A 16,635-nucleotide genomic window follows, 5' to 3' on the forward strand; every position below is an offset into this window, starting at 1 on the left:
TCCGGTCCCAGAGCCGTTCGCCCGGTCCTGAGCCATTCCGCCGGTGCCTGAGTGGTTCCTCCGGTCCCTGAGCCTGTCGAAGGGCGGGCTCAGGGACGGAGCCGACCCGATCGCGCCGCCGTCGCCGGAAGTCGGACGATGAGCGCACCGGGGTCGACGGTCAGCCGGGCCGCCGAGACCAGGCCGATCCCGTCGCCGTCTGCTTGGAACTCGGCGGGCGGTGAGACCGTCACGTCGATGCGTCGTACGCGCAGGTAGCGGAGCGCCCCGCCGGCGGAACCGGCCGTCTCGACGGCACTCGGCTGCACGCGGCGGCCCCGTGTCCGTCTGCCCTTGGAGAACCGGGCGACGGGATTGTTCGCGCGGTGCAGCCAGCGCGTGACCCGGACCCCGTCCCACCCTTCGAGGGACCGCACCATCAGGACATCGAGCACACCGTCGTCCAGGAGTGCGTCAGGGAGGACGTCGAGGCCCGCCGAGACGGTGCCGCAGTTGCCGACGAACATCGTGTGCGTCCGTCCGCTCCGGATCGGTCCGCCGTCCTCCTTCCAGGAGACGCGTGGCCGGTCGCGGCGGAAGAGCCCGCGGATGATCGGGACGACGTAGGCGATCCAGCCGAAGCGGCGCTTCAGGACGGGGTCGGCGTAGGCCACCATGTCCGCGTCGACGCCGAAGCCCGACATGACGAGGAACGGGGTGCTGCGCCGGACGCCGTCGGGGTTCCGGTATTCGATCAGGCCGACGTCGACGCTCCGGTCCTCTCCGGTGAACGCGGCCCGCACGGCGGTGGCCGTGTCGATCGGGATACCGGCGTTCCGGGCGAAGAGGTTCGCGGTGCCGACGGGGACGACGGCGAACGGCGTCCGGGTGTGACGCATCGCCCCGGCCACCTCGCGGACCGTCCCGTCACCGCCGGCGGCGATCACGAGCGACGCGCCGCCTCCGAGCGCCTCGGCGACCTGGTCGACCGCGGTCGACCGCTCTCGGGTCGGGATCCAGCTGGTCGGTCCCCAGCCGGCCTCGGCGGCTGCTGCGTCGACGAGCCTCGTCACGCGCTCGAGCTGGATGCGCGTCGGGTTGTAGATCACCGCAGCGTGCGGCGGGGTGCTGCCTCGCGTCATGCGGCCAGTGCCGGCCAGAGGACGGACAGGACCTGGTCCGCCCAGTCGTCGTCCATGTCGGCGCCGCGGACGAGTTGTCCGAGGACAGCGCCGAGGAGCAGGGTCGCGACGAGGCGACCGTCGAGTCCGGGCTTCAGATCGCCGGTGGAGATCCGTTCGTCGACCAGGTTGGACAGCGCGCGCGCCCGGTTCCTCGTGAGGTCGCGGAGCAGCGTCGAGAACTCGGGGTCGTCCTGGAGCAGGATCGACGCGATCGTGCCCCGGCCCACCACGTCCTCGATCATCGCCCGGGCTTCGTGCAGCAGCCAGGTGAAGGTGTCGTAGGTCGAGAGGTTCTCGGGGATCTCGACCGGGGTCTCCATGGCGCGCGCAACAGCCGCCGTGAGCAGCTCGGAGCGGTTGCGGTACCGTCGGTAGATCGTCGTCTTGGCCACGCCGGTTGTCTCCGCGACCGCCTCGATGTTGACGGCGACCGAGCCGCGCGAGCGCATGAGGTCGAGCGCTGCGTCGAGGATGCGGTCGCTCATCTGCTGAGCGCGGGAGACGCGTCGGGAGACGGGCACCGACCAACCTCCTCCGCGCGACGCCGGAGTCCGGTCGGATCGGTCCATTGCGCTACGCCCACCGTAGCGCAACGGGATGGGTGCGCATAGGGAGGGCCCTGGTGACGGTGTGGTCGTCAGTCCCAGCGAGGGTCGTCAGGGTCGGGGGAGTCCTCGCCGTCGGCGTCGGTCATGATCGTCGCCCCGTCGATCCAGGCCGTCAGGGCGTCGCCGTGCAGCTGCTCAGGGGCGGGAGCGCCGAAGAGCTGCGGGTGCGTCACGGCCGCGAGCGGTGCGTCGCTCGCGAAGACGACGACGTTGCCGAGCGGCCCCTCGTCGTCGACCGGATCGAAGTCGAGGACGACGGCGACGTGCGCGAACACGGCTCGCAGCGTCGCCGCCTGGCGTCGCGAGTAGTCGAACGGGCTGCCGTCGAGGAGGTTCACCGCGATCACGCCGTCGTCCGCCGACCGCGCCGCCACCCGGCGGTAGAACTCGAGGCTCGCGACCCGACGGTGGATCACCGCGGCGTCCCAGAGGTCGACGACGGTCACCTTCGCGTCCTGCCAGGCCGTGACGTCCGCGTCGGTGGTGGCGGCTTCGTCGATCGGCTCGTCCGCGACGGCCCTGGCGTCACCGAAGCGGACCTCGACCCGGTGGCCGTCCGGGAGCGGCAGCGCGTCCAGCATCCCGGCGTACAGCTCCGGCTCGAACTCGACGACGAGCTGCGGCGATCCCGGACGCGTCGCCTGGACGTAGCGGGGGAGCGTCAGCGCGCCGGCACCGAGGTGGACGACGAAGAGCTCCTCGCCCGCCGGGGCCTCGGCGTCGATCACGCGCGCGATGTGCCGGATGTAGGGGTACTCGAGCAAGCGGGGATCCGCGAGGGAGACCACCGACTGCGGGATGTCGTCGACGCTGAGCTCGTAGCGCAGCGTCCGCTTGTCGAGGAGGGTGATCCGGGCGTCGCGACGGCCGAACGGGAGCCGGCGGGAACGGGAGAACAGAGGCACCCGTGCAGCCTACGGTGCACGGGCGGTGGTCGACGCCCGGGCCCGGTATCGTTGACCGGATATGGCACACCTTCTCGGCGCTGAAGCGCTCCACCTCGAGTACCCGACCAAGGTCGTCTTCGACGGCATCACGATCGGGGTGAACGAGGGCGACCGCATCGGTATCGTCGGCCGCAACGGCGACGGCAAGTCCACGCTCCTCGGCCTCCTCGCCGGCCGCAAGGAGCCCGACTCCGGCCGCGTGACGGTGCGCAACGGCGTCACGGTCGGCGTACTCGACCAGTCCGACACCCTCGACCACGACAAGACCGTCGGCCAGACCATCGTCGGCGGCTTCGACGAGCACGAGTGGGCGGGCGACCCGAAGGTCCGCGACGTCATCTCCGGCCTCGCCTCCGACATCGCCTGGGACGCCCTCGTCGCCGACCTCAGCGGTGGTCAGCGCCGCCGGGTCGCGCTCGCGGCCCTGCTCGTGGGCGACCACGACATCCTCTTCCTCGACGAGCCCACGAACCACCTCGACGTCGAGGGCATCACCTGGCTCGCGCAGCACCTCAACCGTCGCTGGTCGAAGAACTCCGGCGGCCTGCTCGTCGTGACCCACGACCGGTGGTTCCTCGACGCCATCTGCACGGCCACGTGGGAGGTGCACGACCGCATCGTCGAGCCCTTCGAGGGTGGGTACGCGGCGTACGTCCTGCAGCGCGTCGAGCGCGACCGCTCCGCCGCGGTCTCCGAGGCCAAGCGCCAGAACCTCATGAAGAAGGAGCTCGCCTGGCTGCGCCGTGGCGCTCCCGCCCGCACGGCCAAGCCGAAGTTCCGCATCGAGGCCGCCAACGCGCTCATCGCCGACGAGCCGCCCGTGCGCAACGCGGTCGAGCTGGCCGGCATGGCGACCGCCCGCCTGGGCAAGGACGTCGTCGACATCCTCGACGTCACCGTGTCCTACGGCGACCGGACGGTCATCAAGGACGTCGAGTGGCGCATCGCCCCGGGCGAGCGCACCGGCATCCTCGGCGTGAACGGCGCCGGCAAGTCCACCCTCCTCGGGCTCGTCACGGGCGAGGTCGAAGCGACCGAGGGTCGCGTCAAGCGCGGCAAGACCGTGCAGGTCGCGACGCTCACGCAGCAGCTCGACGAGCTCGCCGAGTACGAGCAGGACCGCGTGAGCGACGTCATCGGGCGCAAGCGCACGAGCTACGTCGCCGGCGGCAAGGAGATGACGCCGGGACAGCTGCTCGAGCGCCTCGGCTTCACGAGCGCGCAGCTGTCGACGCCGGTGAAGGACCTCTCGGGTGGCCAGCGCCGCCGCCTGCAGCTTCTGCTCATCCTCCTCGACGAGCCGAACGTCCTCGTCCTCGACGAACCGACCAACGACCTCGACACCGACATGCTCGCCGCCATGGAGGACCTCCTCGACTCGTGGCCGGGCACCCTGCTCGTCGTCTCGCACGACCGGTACTTCCTCGAGCGCGTGACCGACCAGCAGTACGCGATCATGGACGGCCACTTCCGGCACCTGCCCGGCGGTATCGACCAGTACCTGGAGCTCAACGCCGGGACGGCCGGCAGCCGCTCGCAGGAGCACGACCGCCCGACGGCCTCCGGCGGTGGCCCGACCAAGAAGACGCCGAAGCTGAGCGGTGCGGAGCTCCGGAACGCGCAGCAGGAGATCAAGGCGATCGACCGCAAGCTCCACAAGCTCAACGGTCAGATCGAGCAGGCGCACGAGAAGGTCGCGGTCCACGACCAGAACGACTTCGCCGGGATCACCGCGCTCGGCGCGAAGATCCAGGCCATGTACGGCGAGATCGCCGACCTCGAGGTCCGCTGGTTGGAGCTCTCCGAGCTCGTCGAGTAGTCCACTCGCGGCGGCCGGACCACCTCGATCGTCGCTCTGTTCCGAAGTGTTACGCACCGGTTCGTCATCCCTGCTAGGCCGACGTACCGTCGAATCAGCGTCCACCGGCGCGCACCACCCGAAAGAGGAATCACAGCAATGACCTTCTCGAAGAAGCTTCTGGCCGGACTGGCCATCATCCCCGCCATCGCGCTCCTCGCCGGATGCGCCGGCGGCTCAGGCGCAGGCGCCGCCGCTGAAGACAAGGGCACCGAGGCGAACCCCGTCAAGATCGGCGTCGTCGGCGCGAGCGATCCCTACTGGGAGACGTACAAGGAGGCCGCCGAGAAGGAGGGCATCTTCGTCGACATCGTCGACTTCGGCGAGTACACGCAGCCGAACCCGGCGCTCACCGAGGGCGAGATCGACCTCAACCAGTTCCAGCACATCGTCTACCTCGCGCAGTACAACGAGGCCTCGGGTGAGGACCTCACGCCGATCGGCTCGACGGCGATCTACCCCCTCGGCCTCTACTCGACCAAGGTCGACAGCGTCAAGGACATCAAGAAGGGCGACACGATCGCCATCCCGAACGACGAGAGCAACCAGGCTCGTGCGCTCCTCGTCCTGCAGTCCGCAGGCCTGCTGGAGCTGAAGGACGGCGGCAACATCTTCTCGACGCCGGACGACATCATCGCCGACAAGTCGAAGGTCACCGTCACCTCGCTCGAGGCATCGCTGACGCCGACCTCGCTGCCTGACGTCACCGGCGCGATCATCAACAACGACTTCATCAACGACTCCGGTCTCAAAGCGTCCGACGCGATCGCCGAGGACGACCCGTCCGACCCGAACGCGCTGCCGTACGTCAACATCTTCGCCGCAAAGGCCGCAGACGCCGACAACGAGACGTACGCGAAGCTCGTGAAGATCTACCAGGACACGAAGTCCGTCGTCGACGGCGTCGTGGAGAACTCCGGCGGTACCGCGGTTCCGCTGAAGACCCCGGTCAAGGACCTCGTCAAGTCGCTCGAGACCGTCCAGAAGGACATCAAGGCCAAGGGCTGATCCAACGTTCAGAGCGTTCCTGTGGGAGGCTGTCATCCGCTCCCACAGGAACGCTTCGTCGTTTCACCGCCTCCTGATCACCCGACACACCGAGGACACCCCCATGCCACTCGTCAGCCTCCGAGACGTCGCGAAGCGGTACCCGTCTCCGCAGAAGGGCGCCGCACCGATCGCCGCGATCGACGGCGTCGACCTCGACATCGAGGCCGGTGACGTCTTCGGGATCATCGGCTACTCGGGAGCCGGCAAGTCGACCCTCGTCCGCCTCATCAACGCGCTCGAGCCCGCGACGTCGGGGAGCATCGTCGTCGACGGCACCGAGGTGACGACGCTCTCGGAGCGCGGTCTCCGCGACCTCCGCCTCGGCATCGGGATGATCTTCCAGCAGTTCAACCTCTTCAACTCCAAGTCGGTGCGGAAGAACATCGCGTACCCGCTCGAGGTCGCCGGGCGCTCCCGGGCCGAGATCCGCACCCGGGTCGACGAGCTGCTGAAGTTCGTCGGGCTGTCCGACAAGGCCGACAACTACCCCGACCAGCTCTCCGGCGGACAGAAGCAGCGCGTCGGCATCGCTCGCGCGCTCGCGACCTCGCCCCGGATCCTGCTCGCGGACGAGGCGACGAGCGCCCTCGACCCCGAGACCACGCAGGAGGTCCTGGCGCTGCTCAAGCAGGTGAACCGCGACCTCGGCGTGACCATCGTCGTGATCACCCACGAGATGGAGGTGATCCAGTCGCTCGCGACGAAGGTCGCCGTCATGGAGCGCGGCAAGGTCATCGAGCAGGGCGACGTCTTCGAGGTGTTCTCCGACCCGCAGCACGCCGCGTCCAAGCGCTTCGTGTCGACGGTCATCAAGGGCGTCCCGTCGCCGGCCGAGCTGGCGGTACTCAAGGAACGACACGTCGGGCGCATCGTCACCCTGTCCTTCCGCGACGGCGACGCCTCGCAGGCGGGCGTCTTCCTCACGCTCGCGCAGGCGGGCGTCGACTTCGAGCTCGTCTACGGCGGGATCAACGACATCCAGGGTCGTGCATTCGGCCACCTGACGCTCGCCCTCCGCGGCGACGACCAGACGATCGACGGAGCGCTGACCGCCATCGGATCCCAGGCCACCGTGACGGAGGTGCGCTGACATGGACGCACTGATCGATCTGCTCCCGAAGCTCGGCGACGCGACCGTCGAGACCCTCTACCTCGTCTCCTTCAGCCTGCTCTTCGGTGGGATCGCCGGACTCGTCGTCGGCACCGGGCTCTACGTGACGCGGCCCGGCAACCTCTACTCGCACCCGGTGCTCTACGGCGTGCTCAACGTGATCGTGAACATCTTCCGGCCGATCCCGTTCATCATCTTCCTCGCGGCCGCCCAGCCGCTCTCACGACTCGTGATCGGCACCGGCATCGGCGCGAACGCGTTCATCTTCATCATCTCCCTGGCGGCGACCTTCGGCATCAGCCGGATCGTCGAGCAGAACCTGCTGACCGTCTCGCCCGGCGTCATCGAAGCTTCGCGTGCCGCGGGTGCGAGCCGGCTCCGGACGTTGCTGAGCATCGTCCTCCCGGAGGCGCTCGGTCCGCTGATCCTCGGCTACACCTTCGTGTTCGTGGTGATCGTCGACATGTCGGCGGTCGCGGGCTTCATCGGCGGCGGTGGGCTCGGTGCCTTCGCGATCCAGTACGGCTTCCGCCAGTTCGAGCCGGTCGTCACGTGGGCCGCGGTGATCATCATCATCCTGCTCGTGCAGCTCATCCAGTTCTTCGGCAACTGGCTGGCCCGGAAGATCCTCCGCCGCTGATCGGTCCCTGAGCCCCCCCGGTCCCGTCCCTGAGCCATCCCCACCCGGTCCCTGAGCCACCCCACCCGGTCCCTGAGCTTGTCGAAGGGCGAACTTCGACAGGCTCAGTGACCGAGCGTGCTCCGCTAGTCGAAGTCGAGGCTGAGCTTCCGCAGCAGGACGGTCAGTCGGGCCTGTTCGGTCGAGCTCAGCCCGTCGAGCAGGTCCGCCTCGGCGTCGACGAGGCGAGTGATGGCCGCGTCGACCGTGTTGAGTCCCGCGTTCGTCATCTGCACGAGGATGCCGCGGCCGTCGTTGGGGTCGCCCTGGCGTTCGACGAGTCCGCGCTCGACGAGGCGGTCGATGCGGTTCGTCATTGTGCCGCTCGAGACGAGCGTCTGGAGCAGCAGGGCCTTCGGACTCAGCCGATAGGGGGAGCCGGCGCGACGGAGCGCCGCGAGGACGTCGAACTCCCACGGCTCCAGGTTCGACCGGGTGAAGGCTGCCCGACGCGCACGGTCGAGGTGGCGTGACAGCCGTGCGACACGGGAGAGGATCTGGAGGGGCGAGAAGTCGAGGTCCGGGCGCTCGCGGTTCCAGGCGTCGACGATCCGGTCGACCTCATCGGTGCTAGCTGGCATCCCACCATTATCGAGGCACGCGGGCGTCGGGGGTCGATCGGCCGCCGCGAGCTGATTCCGAGGCGGCACATCCATGGCAGAATTGACCACGCTCCGCCGTCTCGCGGGGTGGTCCGCCATAGTGTAACGGCAGCACGGCAGCCTTTGGAGCTGTTCGGTCCAGGTTCGAATCCTGGTGGCGGAGCGACCGATCACCGACCGGGCGAGTGCCCGGACCGAGGGGGAGCACACGTGACCGACGACCGTCTGGCCATCATCATCCTGGCTGCTGGCCAGGGAACCCGCATGAAGTCGGCGCTGCCGAAACTCCTGCACCCGCTCGGCGGCGTGCCGATCGTCGGCCACGTGCTGGCGACCGCCCGCTCGCTCGACGCCGGGCACGTCATCGCCGTGGTCCGCCACGAGCGCGACCGCCTCGTCGAGGCCATCGAGTCGGAGCTCCCCGGTGCGACCATCGTCGACCAGGACGAGGTGCCCGGCACCGGTCGCGCGGTGGAGCAGGCGCTCCTGGCGCTGCCCGACGACTTCGACGGCGACGTCCTCGTGGTCAACGGCGACGTCCCGTTGCTGAACGCCGCCACGCTCACCACGCTCATCGAACGCCACCGCAACCACGACGTCGCGGCGACGATCCTCTCGGCCATGCCCGACGACGCGACCGGGTACGGACGCATCATCCGCACCGAGGCCGGGGCACTCGACTACATCGTCGAGCAGAAGGACGCGACCGACGCCGAGCGAGCCGTCAACGAGATCAACGCCGGGGTCTACCTCTTCGGCGTGAGCCAGCTCCGCGACGCGCTCGCCGAGGTCACCACCGACAACGCCCAGGGGGAGAAGTACCTCACGGACGTCATCGGCCTCCTGCGGCGCGCGGGCTCCGAGGTATCGGCGCTCTCGGTGAGCGACTCCTGGCTGGTCGAGGGCATCAACGACCGCGCCCAGCTGAGCGCCGCCGCGGCCAAGCTGAACGCCCTCCTCGTGCGCGCCTGGCAGCTCGCCGGCGTGACCGTCCAGGACCCGGCCACAACGTGGATCGACATCAAGGCGCGGCTGCACGCCGACGTCACTCTGCTTCCCGGGACGCAGATCCTCGGCGCGACGGTCGTCGAGTCCGGTGCGACGATCGGTCCGGACACGACGCTCATCGACACCGAGGTCGGCGCTGGTGCGCGCGTCCGCCGCACGGACGCGACGCTGTCGGTCATCGGTGCCGGCGCCGAGGTCGGGCCGTTCGCCTACCTGCGACCCGGCACGGTGCTCGGCGAGCGCGGCAAGATCGGCACCTTCGTGGAGACGAAGAACGCGCAGATCGGTGAGGGCAGCAAGGTCCCGCACCTCAGTTACATCGGCGACACCGAGATCGGCGTCGAGTCGAACGTCGGTGCCGGCACGATCACCTCGAACTACGACGGTGTGCACAAGCACCGCACGACCATCGGATCGCACGTCCGCACCGGCGCGCACAACACGCTCGTCGCCCCGGTCAGCGTCGGCGACGGCGCATACTCCGGTGCCGGCACCGTCATCCGCAAGGACGTCCCGGCAGGGGCGCTCGCGTTGACGGTCGCGCAGCAGCGCAACGTCGAGGGCTGGGTCGAGCAGAAGCGCCCGGGTACGGCGGCTGCGACGGCTGCCGGCGCTGCCTCGGCGGCACCGACCGTGGATGCCGTGTCGGACGACACGGCTGCGGCTGGTAACGTCGACTCGTGAGTGAGGCCGGAGGATTCCGGCAGAAGGCAGGGTCTGTGTCAGGCATCACGGCGGACAACAAGAAGCAGCTGGTTCTCGTCTCCGGACGAGCCCACCCGGAACTCGCCGAGGCGATCGCGGCGGAGCTCGACTCCGAGCTCCTCCCCACCGATGCCAGGACCTTCGCCAACGGCGAGATCTACGCCCGGTACGACGAGAGCATCCGCGGCACCGACGTCTTCGTCATCCAGTCGCACACCGCTCCGATCAACGAGTGGCTCATGGAGCAGCTCATCATGGTCGACGCGGCCAAGCGGGCGAGCGCCAAGCGCATCACCGTGGTCGCCCCGTTCTACCCGTACGCGCGCCAGGACAAGAAGGGTCGCGGCCGCGAACCGATCTCCGCCCGCCTCGTCGCCGACCTCTTCAAGGCCGCCGGTGCCGACCGCATCATGTCGGTCGACCTCCACGCCGCGCAGATCCAGGGCTTCTTCGACGGTCCCGTCGACCACCTCTTCGCGATGCCGGTCCTCCTCGAGCACTTCCGCGCCAAGCTCGACGCGTCGACGCTGACGGTCGTCTCGCCCGACATGGGCCGCGTCCGCGTGGCCGACATCTGGAGCGACAAGCTCGGTGCACCACTCGCCATCATCCACAAGCGCCGCGACCCGCTGGTCCCCAACCAGGTCAGCGTCCACGAGATCGTCGGCCAGGTCGAGGGCCGGGTCTGCCTGCTCGTCGACGACCTGATCGACACCGGACGCACGATCGTCAAGGCGGCCGAGGCGCTCAAGAACGCCGGCGCGATCGGCGTCGTCGTCGCGGCCACCCACGCGGTCTTCTCCGACCCGGCGGTGGAGCTCCTGCAGAGCGACGCCATCGACTCCGTCGTCGTCACCGACACGCTCCCGGTCGACGAGGCCAAGCGCTTCGACAAGCTGACCGTCCTCTCGATCGCGCCGCTCATCGCCCGCGCGATCCACGAGGTCTTCGACGACGGCTCCGTGACGAGCATGTTCGACGGCGCCGCGTAGCCCGTCACCTTCCGCTGGTACGCAGAACGCCCGGTCCGAACTCGGACCGGGCGTTCTGCGTCTGCAGGCCGTGGGTTAGTGGCTCGAGCCCGCCTGCTCGACCTCACTGCGGTCGCCCGACCAGAGGGTGTGGAACGTGCCGTCGAGGTCGACGCGCTTGTAGGTGTGCGCTCCGAAGAAGTCGCGCTGGCCCTGGACGAGCGCTGCGGGCAGACGCTCGGCGCGGAGGCCGTCGTAGTACGACAGCGACGACGAGAACGCCGGCGAGGGGATGCCCGCCTGGGCGGCCGCGACGACCACGCGGCGCCAGCTGTCCTGCGCCTCAGCGACGGCGTCGCTGAAGTAGGGCGCCGTCACGAGGGCGACCAGCTCGGGGTTCTCCTCGTAGGCCTCGGTGATGCGGTTGAGGAACTGCGCACGGATGATGCAGCCGCCGCGCCAGATCTTCGCGATCTCGCCCTTCTTGATGTCCCAGCCGTACTGCTCGGCACCGGCGACGATCTCGTCGAAGCCCTGCGAGTAGGCGATGATCTTCGACGCGTAGAGCGCCTGGCGCACGTCCTCGACGAACTGGTCGGGGTCGGCGACGGTCCACTCCTCGGAGGGACCGGCGAGTTCGCGGGCCGCTGCGCGCTGCGCCGGCTTCGACGACAGCGAACGGGCGAACACGGCCTCTGCGATGCCCGACACCGGGATGCCGAGGTCGAGTGCCGTCTGCACGGTCCAAGCGCCGGTGCCCTTGGCGCCGGCCTGGTCGAGGATGACGTCGACGAGCGGCTGCCCGGTCTTCGCGTCGACCTGCTTGAGGACCTCGGCGGTGATCTCGATCAGGTAGCTCTCGAGCGTGCCGCGGTTCCACTCGGCGAAGATCTCCGCGATCTCTGCCGGCGACTTGCCGGTGCCGCGACGGATGAGGTCGTAGGCCTCGGCGATGAGCTGCATGTCCGCGTACTCGATGCCGTTGTGGATCATCTTGACGAAGTGGCCGGCGCCGTCGGTGCCGACGTGGGTGACGCAGGGCTCACCCTCGGCGATCGCGGCGATCGACTTGAGGATGGGGCCGAGGGTCTCCCACGCTTCGGCGGAGCCGCCCGGCATGATCGACGGTCCCTTGAGGGCGCCCTCCTCGCCGCCGGAGATACCGGCGCCGACGAAGTTGATGCCGGTCTCGCGGACGGCCTTCTCGCGGCGGATGGTGTCGGTGAAGAGTGCATTGCCGCCGTCGACGATGATGTCGCCGGGCTCGAAGACCTCGGTGAGCTGCTGGATGACGGCGTCGGTGCCCTTGCCCGCCTGCACCATGATGATCGCGGTGCGTGGCTTCGAGAGCGACGCAGCGAACTCCTCGATGGTCTTCGACGCGACGAAGCCGGCCTCGGGGTGCTCGCTCACGAGCAGGTCGGTGCGTTCGGGGGAGCGGTTGTACACGGCGACCGTGTTGCCCTCGCGGCTCGCCAGGTTGCGCGCGAGGTTGCTGCCCATGACGGCCAGACCGACGACGCCGATGTTGGCGCGAGCTTCGGCGGTGTTCACCATGTGGTTCTCCTTCAGAGTGGGTGATGCGGGAAGCGTTCCGAGTGCTCAGGAGTCGACGGGGCGGCTGCAGGACAGCGGCGACACCCTCGTCGATCCGGGCACGGCCCGTCCTGCAACCGTAGCAAAGGGAGGTGTCGCTCCACCGCTCAATGACCTCGCGTGCAGGTGAGGTCCCAGCGGACCGTGCGGGGGTGTCCGGTATCGTGCTGTGCGGGTCGGACGAGCCGGCCGCCCGGCCGTCGGCCGGAGACCACAGGGGGTTCCGTGTGAATGCACTGCTCGTCGTCGTCATGGGCGTGTCCGGGTCAGGGAAGAGCACGACCGGAGTGCTGATCGCCGACCGGCTCGGGGTGCCCTTCGTCGACGCCGACGCCCTGCACCCGCTCGAGAACGTGCGGAAGATGGCCGCCGGAACCCCGCTCGAGGACCCCGACCGCTGGCCCTGGCTGGCCCTCGTGGGCAAAGCCCTCGCCGACGCCTCGGACACGGGCCTCGTGATGGCCTGCTCCGCACTCCGGCGGGCCTACCGGGAGGCGATCCTCGCGGAGGCGCCCGGGGTGCGGTTCGTGCTCCTGCACGGCTCGCGCGAGGTGCTCGGACGCCGGATGGAGGGCAGGAGCGGTCACTTCATGCCGCCATCGCTCCTCGACTCGCAGTTCGCGCTCCTCGAAGACCTGGACGCCGACGAGCCGGGGTTCGTCGTCGACGTCGATGCCACCGTCGACGAGATCGTGGACGAGGCGGTCGCGGGCCTCAGCGCGGTGCGATAGACTCTCCCACTGAACTTCGGCGAGGGAAGCGGCCCGTGGCAGCTTCCGTGATCGACGCGGTGGTCTGGCTTCCGGCTTTTCCTCACGCAGATACGCGTTCGAGTTGACTCATCCATTCCGCCGCGCATCGTCGCGGCACGACCAACCGGGTGCAAGACCCGTGAGGAGAACATCATGTCCGATGACCTGAAGGTCACCGCGGAACTCCGCGAATCGTTCGGCAAGGGCGCAGCCCGCAAGCTCCGTGCCCTCGGCAAGATCCCGGCCGTGCTCTACGGCCACGGCACCGAGCCCGTGCACGTCTCGCTGCCCGGCCACCAGATGCTGCTCATCCTCCGCAAGTCCAACGCGGTGCTCGAGCTCGACATCGCCGGCAAGGGCCAGCTCGCGCTGGTCAAGGACGTCCAGAAGGACCCCGTGCGCCAGATCATCGAGCACCTCGACCTCATCGTGGTCAAGAAGGGCGAGAAGGTCCAGGTCGACATCCCCGTGACCATCGAGGGCGAGTCCGCCGCCGGCACCATCCTCAACCAGGACGCCACCACGGTGAGCCTCGAGGTCGAGGCGACCCACATCCCCGAGCGCGTCACCGTCAGCGTCGAGGGCCTCGAAGAGGGCGCCCAGATCCTGGCCGGCGACCTCGAGCTCCCGAAGGGCGCTTCGCTCATCACCGAGGCCGACGTCCTCATCGTGGCGATCACCGTCCCGGCCGCTCCGGCGGACGAGGAGACGGAGGCCGCTGAGGCCGCCGCCGAGGAGACCGCAGCCGAGGCCGCGGAGTAGTCACCACTCCAGCAGACGAACCTGTCGCCCGCCCGCCCCGATAGTCTCGGTGCATGGCAGGCGGCAGGTTCGCTCGGTTTCTGGCCGGTCTCACCGGTCGGGCCGAGGCGTTCGATCAGGAAGGCAGCATGGCTGCAGACACGTGGCTCATCGTCGGGCTCGGGAACCCGGGCGAGCAGTATGCCCGCAACCGGCACAACGTCGGGCAGATGGTCCTCGACGAGCTCGCGAAGCGCATCGGCGGAACCTTCAAGACCCACAAGGGCAACGCGCGCGTGGCCGAGGGGCGGCTCGTGCCGGGCGGCCCGAAGCTCGTCCTCGGCAAGCCCAACAGCTACATGAACCTCTCCGGCGGCCCCACCGCAGCGCTCGCCCAGTTCTTCTCCGTCGACCCCGACCACGTCATCGCCGTCCACGACGAGCTCGACATCCCGTTCGACTCGATCAAGCTCAAGCAGGGCGGCGGGCACGGTGGGCACAACGGCATCCGCGACATCGCCTCAGCGCTGAAGACCCCCGAGTTCCTGCGCGTCCGCGTCGGTATCGGGAGGCCGCCGGGTCGTCAGGACGCCGCCGACTTCGTCCTCAAGGACTTCGCGGGAACCGAGCGGGAGCAGCTTCCCATGCTGGTCTCCGACGCGGCCGATGCGGTCGAGCTCCTCGTGACCGAGGGCCTGTTGGCTGCACAGACCCGGTTCCACGGCGCCTGACGCCCGCTCAGCCGAGCGGTGAGCGGACGCGTCGGGCATGGCGCGCACCGGCGCCGACGAGCACCGCGCCCACCAGGAGCAGTCCGCTGATGAGCAACGCGATGGAGAGCGGGATCTCGGCTCCCGTCCGGACCAACGGCGCCTGCGGTTCGAGCGGCGCGACCCGCCACACGATGCCGAGCGAGGTGTGGAGCGCCCCTGTCGAGACACGGGGTGCGTCCGGGAGCGGCAGGCGACCGGGGTCGGCCGAGGTCACCGACCCGGTGGCGGCGTGGTCCGATGCGCGCGAGTATCCGGTCAGGACCGCCTCGAACGTGTGGGCGAACGAGCCGACGTCGAGCGCGGTGGGTGTCAGGACGAGCGGCTCGGTGCTGGTGCAGACCGTCGAGGCACCAGGCTCGATGAGCTCGCTGCTGCAGGTGAGGCGGGTGTCCGGCGTCTCCGCGAGGGTGATGTCGCCCAGCGCGTTCTCGCCGGTGTTGGTGACCGTCGCGATGACGCGCAAGCGGTCACCGGGGTCGGTCGTGACGGTCTCGCCCCCGACCGGAACCCACGATCCATCGGCACCCTGGATCTCGAGGCGGACGGTGCCCTCCACGGCCAGCGCGGGGACGAGCAAGCGGTAGGTGGTCTCGTCCGTGCTGCTGAGCCCGGAGGCGGTCTGTTCCACGCGGACGATGGCCTCGCCGGACTCGACGGTCACGGTGCTCACGCAACTCCAGTGGCCGGACGGGTCCACGGTGGTCTCACACAGGGTCTGGCCCTCGCCGTCGCGCACGGTGATGTCGGCGCCCGGCTCGCCCGTACCGGCAGAGGTCGGTCGCGAGGACTCCACGAGGGTGACGGATGCCGGGCTCTCGATCGCGACCCGGTCGATGGCGGTCAGGGCCGGCTGCGAGCCGAGGTCGAGCCCGCGGACGGCGTCACCCGCCACGGCGACGGTCAGTGCGCCGCGAGCGACCGGTGTGGCGTCGACCTCGATCGTGCAGGACTCCTCGCCCGCCGCGAGGTCGCCGGTGAACGCGATGTCGGCCCCGGACGCCGGAGCGGTCACCTCCGCCGAGCAGCTCGCGGTCACTCGCGGATCGGCGGCGACCGCGAGTCCACCGGGCAAGGCCGTCCGCACGGACCAACCGGCCTTCGCGGCGAGATCCGGGGTGTTGCGCACGACGAAGCGGAGACGGATCGTCTCACCGACGACAGCAGTGTCCTGCGACAGCTCGACATCGAGGGTCGGGGTCACGTCGATGATGCTCAGATCGTCGAAAGCGTGATCGTTCCCGAATCCACCGCCATGCTCGTTGCGCATGACGACACCGATCGCTGCCGCGTCCACCAGCATCGAGGCATCCGCGGTGAAGTGCCCGGCTCGAGCGGAGACGCCGCCGTGGCTGAACGAATCGGCACGGTCATCCGTGCACGGGTCGATCGCCTGCTCGGACACCGGGTGTTCGACGCCGTCGGGGGTCCGCAGCGCGAGCTGCAGCGCGGTCGGGACCGTTGCGAAGCAGTTCAGGGATGCGACGTTCACGGAGGCGGTCAGGAAGCGGCCGGAACCGGTCGCGAGTGGGACCAGTGTGGTCGTCTCCAGTTCGACCGCGCCGTCTGGACCGTTCGTCTGGGTATAGGCCGCAACGGCGGAGTTGGTCCCCGGATCGGTGCCGTTGAGGATACCCAGCACCCCGGCAAGGGCTCGGACGTGCGCCAGGGCGCTCGGAACGTCCAGGCAGTCACCGGGCTCGGCGCCCGTTATCGAGGCGGACAGGATGAAGCCGTTGCACGCCGCTCGGTCCGTCCAGAAATCGTCGGCGTCGAATTGCAGGTCCGAACGGCCCAGGTAGTCGCGGACCGACATGGGCGTACCGGTGTCGGGTGCGCGTTCGAAGTCCTCGTGGAAGACCTCACCGCGTGGAGTACCTGCTGCGTCAGTCGGTGGCTCGGAGGCCGTCGCTCCTGCCGGTGCCGGTTGGATCATCGAGAGGGTCCAACCGACCGCCAGCACGAGTGTCGTGGTCAGGATCGGACGGAGTGGGCTGGTCGAAACGCGCATGCAGCATCCCAAGAAATCATCGGATGGGGGAGGCCGCCAGCGTAGCAGTGCTGGTCTTCTGGG

General features: G+C 69.3%; 15 protein-coding genes and 1 tRNA gene. 10 read left to right on the forward strand and 6 right to left on the reverse strand.

Annotated features, from left to right (window positions below; genetic code table 11):
- Window positions 1-89 precede the first annotated feature (89 nt).
- The 3 genes from ITJ66_RS07945 to ITJ66_RS07955 all read right to left on the reverse strand — a co-directional run bounded on the left by ITJ66_RS07945 (window position 90) and on the right by ITJ66_RS07955 (window position 2,676).
- Window positions 90-1,121 carry a diacylglycerol kinase family protein gene (locus ITJ66_RS07945; RefSeq protein ID WP_194644315.1) on the reverse strand — a complete coding sequence of 344 codons (1,032 nt, stop codon included), beginning with the start codon at window positions 1,119-1,121 and terminating at the stop codon, window positions 90-92.
- Entirely contained in the window at window positions 1,118-1,684 is a 567-nt protein-coding gene (locus ITJ66_RS07950; RefSeq protein WP_161578540.1) for a TetR/AcrR family transcriptional regulator, read from the reverse strand. The genes ITJ66_RS07945 and ITJ66_RS07950 overlap by 4 nt, the downstream gene beginning before the upstream one ends.
- Window positions 1,685-1,800: 116 nt before the next feature.
- Window positions 1,801-2,676 (reverse strand): spermidine synthase, encoded by an 876-nt coding sequence (locus ITJ66_RS07955; protein ID WP_194644316.1) that lies wholly within the window; start codon window positions 2,674-2,676, stop codon window positions 1,801-1,803.
- A 61-nt stretch (window positions 2,677-2,737) separates the two neighbouring features.
- Here ITJ66_RS07955 and ITJ66_RS07960 point away from each other — a divergent pair, with 61 nt between their 5' ends.
- From ITJ66_RS07960 to ITJ66_RS07975, 4 genes are all read left to right on the forward strand, one after another.
- Window positions 2,738-4,537 (forward strand): ABC-F family ATP-binding cassette domain-containing protein, encoded by a 1,800-nt coding sequence (locus tag ITJ66_RS07960; protein ID WP_194644317.1) that lies wholly within the window; start codon window positions 2,738-2,740, stop codon window positions 4,535-4,537.
- Window positions 4,538-4,675: 138 nt separating this feature from the next.
- Entirely contained in the window at window positions 4,676-5,584 is a 909-nt protein-coding gene (locus ITJ66_RS07965) for a MetQ/NlpA family ABC transporter substrate-binding protein (protein WP_124768953.1), read from the forward strand.
- Window positions 5,585-5,687: 103 nt separating this feature from the next.
- On the forward strand, window positions 5,688-6,716 hold the full coding sequence (locus ITJ66_RS07970; protein WP_159878151.1) for a methionine ABC transporter ATP-binding protein: 1,029 nt from the start codon (window positions 5,688-5,690) through the stop codon (window positions 6,714-6,716).
- A gap of 1 nt (window position 6,717) precedes the next feature.
- Window positions 6,718-7,377: a methionine ABC transporter permease gene (locus tag ITJ66_RS07975; protein ID WP_064296483.1), complete on the forward strand. Its 660-nt coding sequence runs from the start codon at window positions 6,718-6,720 to the stop codon at window positions 7,375-7,377.
- Window positions 7,378-7,502: 125 nt separating this feature from the next.
- Here ITJ66_RS07975 and ITJ66_RS07980 read toward each other — a convergent pair whose 3' ends face one another.
- The gene (locus tag ITJ66_RS07980) at window positions 7,503-7,997 is read right to left on the reverse strand and encodes a MarR family winged helix-turn-helix transcriptional regulator (protein WP_064296482.1); all 495 of its coding nucleotides are present in this window, start codon (window positions 7,995-7,997) and stop codon (window positions 7,503-7,505) included.
- A 112-nt stretch (window positions 7,998-8,109) separates the two neighbouring features.
- Between ITJ66_RS07980 and ITJ66_RS07985 the strand changes: the two genes are divergently transcribed.
- The 3 genes from ITJ66_RS07985 to ITJ66_RS07995 all read left to right on the forward strand — a co-directional run bounded on the left by ITJ66_RS07985 (window position 8,110) and on the right by ITJ66_RS07995 (window position 10,723).
- Window positions 8,110-8,181, forward strand: a tRNA-Gln gene (locus ITJ66_RS07985).
- A 47-nt stretch (window positions 8,182-8,228) separates the two neighbouring features.
- Window positions 8,229-9,710 carry a bifunctional UDP-N-acetylglucosamine diphosphorylase/glucosamine-1-phosphate N-acetyltransferase GlmU gene (gene glmU, locus ITJ66_RS07990; protein WP_194644318.1) on the forward strand — a complete coding sequence of 494 codons (1,482 nt, stop codon included), beginning with the start codon at window positions 8,229-8,231 and terminating at the stop codon, window positions 9,708-9,710.
- A gap of 35 nt (window positions 9,711-9,745) precedes the next feature.
- Window positions 9,746-10,723, forward strand: coding sequence for a ribose-phosphate diphosphokinase (locus ITJ66_RS07995; RefSeq protein ID WP_079705464.1), 978 nt, complete (start codon window positions 9,746-9,748; stop codon window positions 10,721-10,723).
- Between the two features lie 75 nt (window positions 10,724-10,798).
- Here ITJ66_RS07995 and gndA read toward each other — a convergent pair whose 3' ends face one another.
- Window positions 10,799-12,259, reverse strand: a complete 1,461-nt coding sequence (gene gndA / locus ITJ66_RS08000) for an NADP-dependent phosphogluconate dehydrogenase (RefSeq protein ID WP_079001993.1) — start codon at window positions 12,257-12,259, stop codon at window positions 10,799-10,801.
- A 266-nt stretch (window positions 12,260-12,525) separates the two neighbouring features.
- Here gndA and ITJ66_RS08005 point away from each other — a divergent pair, with 266 nt between their 5' ends.
- From ITJ66_RS08005 to pth, 3 genes are all read left to right on the forward strand, one after another.
- Window positions 12,526-13,029 carry a gluconokinase gene (locus tag ITJ66_RS08005; RefSeq protein ID WP_370582589.1) on the forward strand — a complete coding sequence of 168 codons (504 nt, stop codon included), beginning with the start codon at window positions 12,526-12,528 and terminating at the stop codon, window positions 13,027-13,029.
- A gap of 174 nt (window positions 13,030-13,203) precedes the next feature.
- On the forward strand, window positions 13,204-13,812 hold the full coding sequence (locus ITJ66_RS08010; protein ID WP_079705465.1) for a 50S ribosomal protein L25/general stress protein Ctc: 609 nt from the start codon (window positions 13,204-13,206) through the stop codon (window positions 13,810-13,812).
- Window positions 13,813-13,940: 128 nt separating this feature from the next.
- The gene (pth, locus tag ITJ66_RS08015) at window positions 13,941-14,522 is read left to right on the forward strand and encodes an aminoacyl-tRNA hydrolase (RefSeq protein WP_194644319.1); all 582 of its coding nucleotides are present in this window, start codon (window positions 13,941-13,943) and stop codon (window positions 14,520-14,522) included.
- 7 nt (window positions 14,523-14,529) lie between these two features.
- On the opposite strand, the gene ITJ66_RS08020 is transcribed toward pth, so the two are convergent.
- Entirely contained in the window at window positions 14,530-16,572 is a 2,043-nt protein-coding gene (locus ITJ66_RS08020; RefSeq protein WP_194644320.1) for an Ig-like domain-containing protein, read from the reverse strand.
- Window positions 16,573-16,635 lie beyond the last annotated feature (63 nt).

This window comes from Plantibacter sp. VKM Ac-2885, assembly GCF_015351205.1.
Classification (GTDB): Bacteria; Actinomycetota; Actinomycetes; order Actinomycetales; family Microbacteriaceae; genus Plantibacter; species Plantibacter auratus.

Bases quoted from the DNA above. Each gene is read 5' to 3' on its own strand.
- gndA (WP_079001993.1), bottom strand. From the start codon at position 12,259: ATGGTGAACACCGCCGAAGCTCGCGCCAACATCGGCGTCGTCGGTCTG.
- ITJ66_RS08020 (WP_194644320.1), bottom strand. From the start codon at position 16,572: ATGCGCGTTTCGACCAGCCCACTCCGTCCGATCCTGACCACGACACTC.
- ITJ66_RS07980 (WP_064296482.1), bottom strand. From the start codon at position 7,997: ATGCCAGCTAGCACCGATGAGGTCGACCGGATCGTCGACGCCTGGAAC.
- ITJ66_RS07975 (WP_064296483.1), top strand. From the start codon at position 6,718: ATGGACGCACTGATCGATCTGCTCCCGAAGCTCGGCGACGCGACCGTC.
- ITJ66_RS07960 (WP_194644317.1), top strand. From the start codon at position 2,738: ATGGCACACCTTCTCGGCGCTGAAGCGCTCCACCTCGAGTACCCGACC.
- ITJ66_RS07970 (WP_159878151.1), top strand. From the start codon at position 5,688: ATGCCACTCGTCAGCCTCCGAGACGTCGCGAAGCGGTACCCGTCTCCG.
- ITJ66_RS08010 (WP_079705465.1), top strand. From the start codon at position 13,204: ATGTCCGATGACCTGAAGGTCACCGCGGAACTCCGCGAATCGTTCGGC.
- ITJ66_RS07945 (WP_194644315.1), bottom strand. From the start codon at position 1,121: ATGACGCGAGGCAGCACCCCGCCGCACGCTGCGGTGATCTACAACCCG.
- pth (WP_194644319.1), top strand. From the start codon at position 13,941: ATGGCTGCAGACACGTGGCTCATCGTCGGGCTCGGGAACCCGGGCGAG.
- ITJ66_RS07965 (WP_124768953.1), top strand. From the start codon at position 4,676: ATGACCTTCTCGAAGAAGCTTCTGGCCGGACTGGCCATCATCCCCGCC.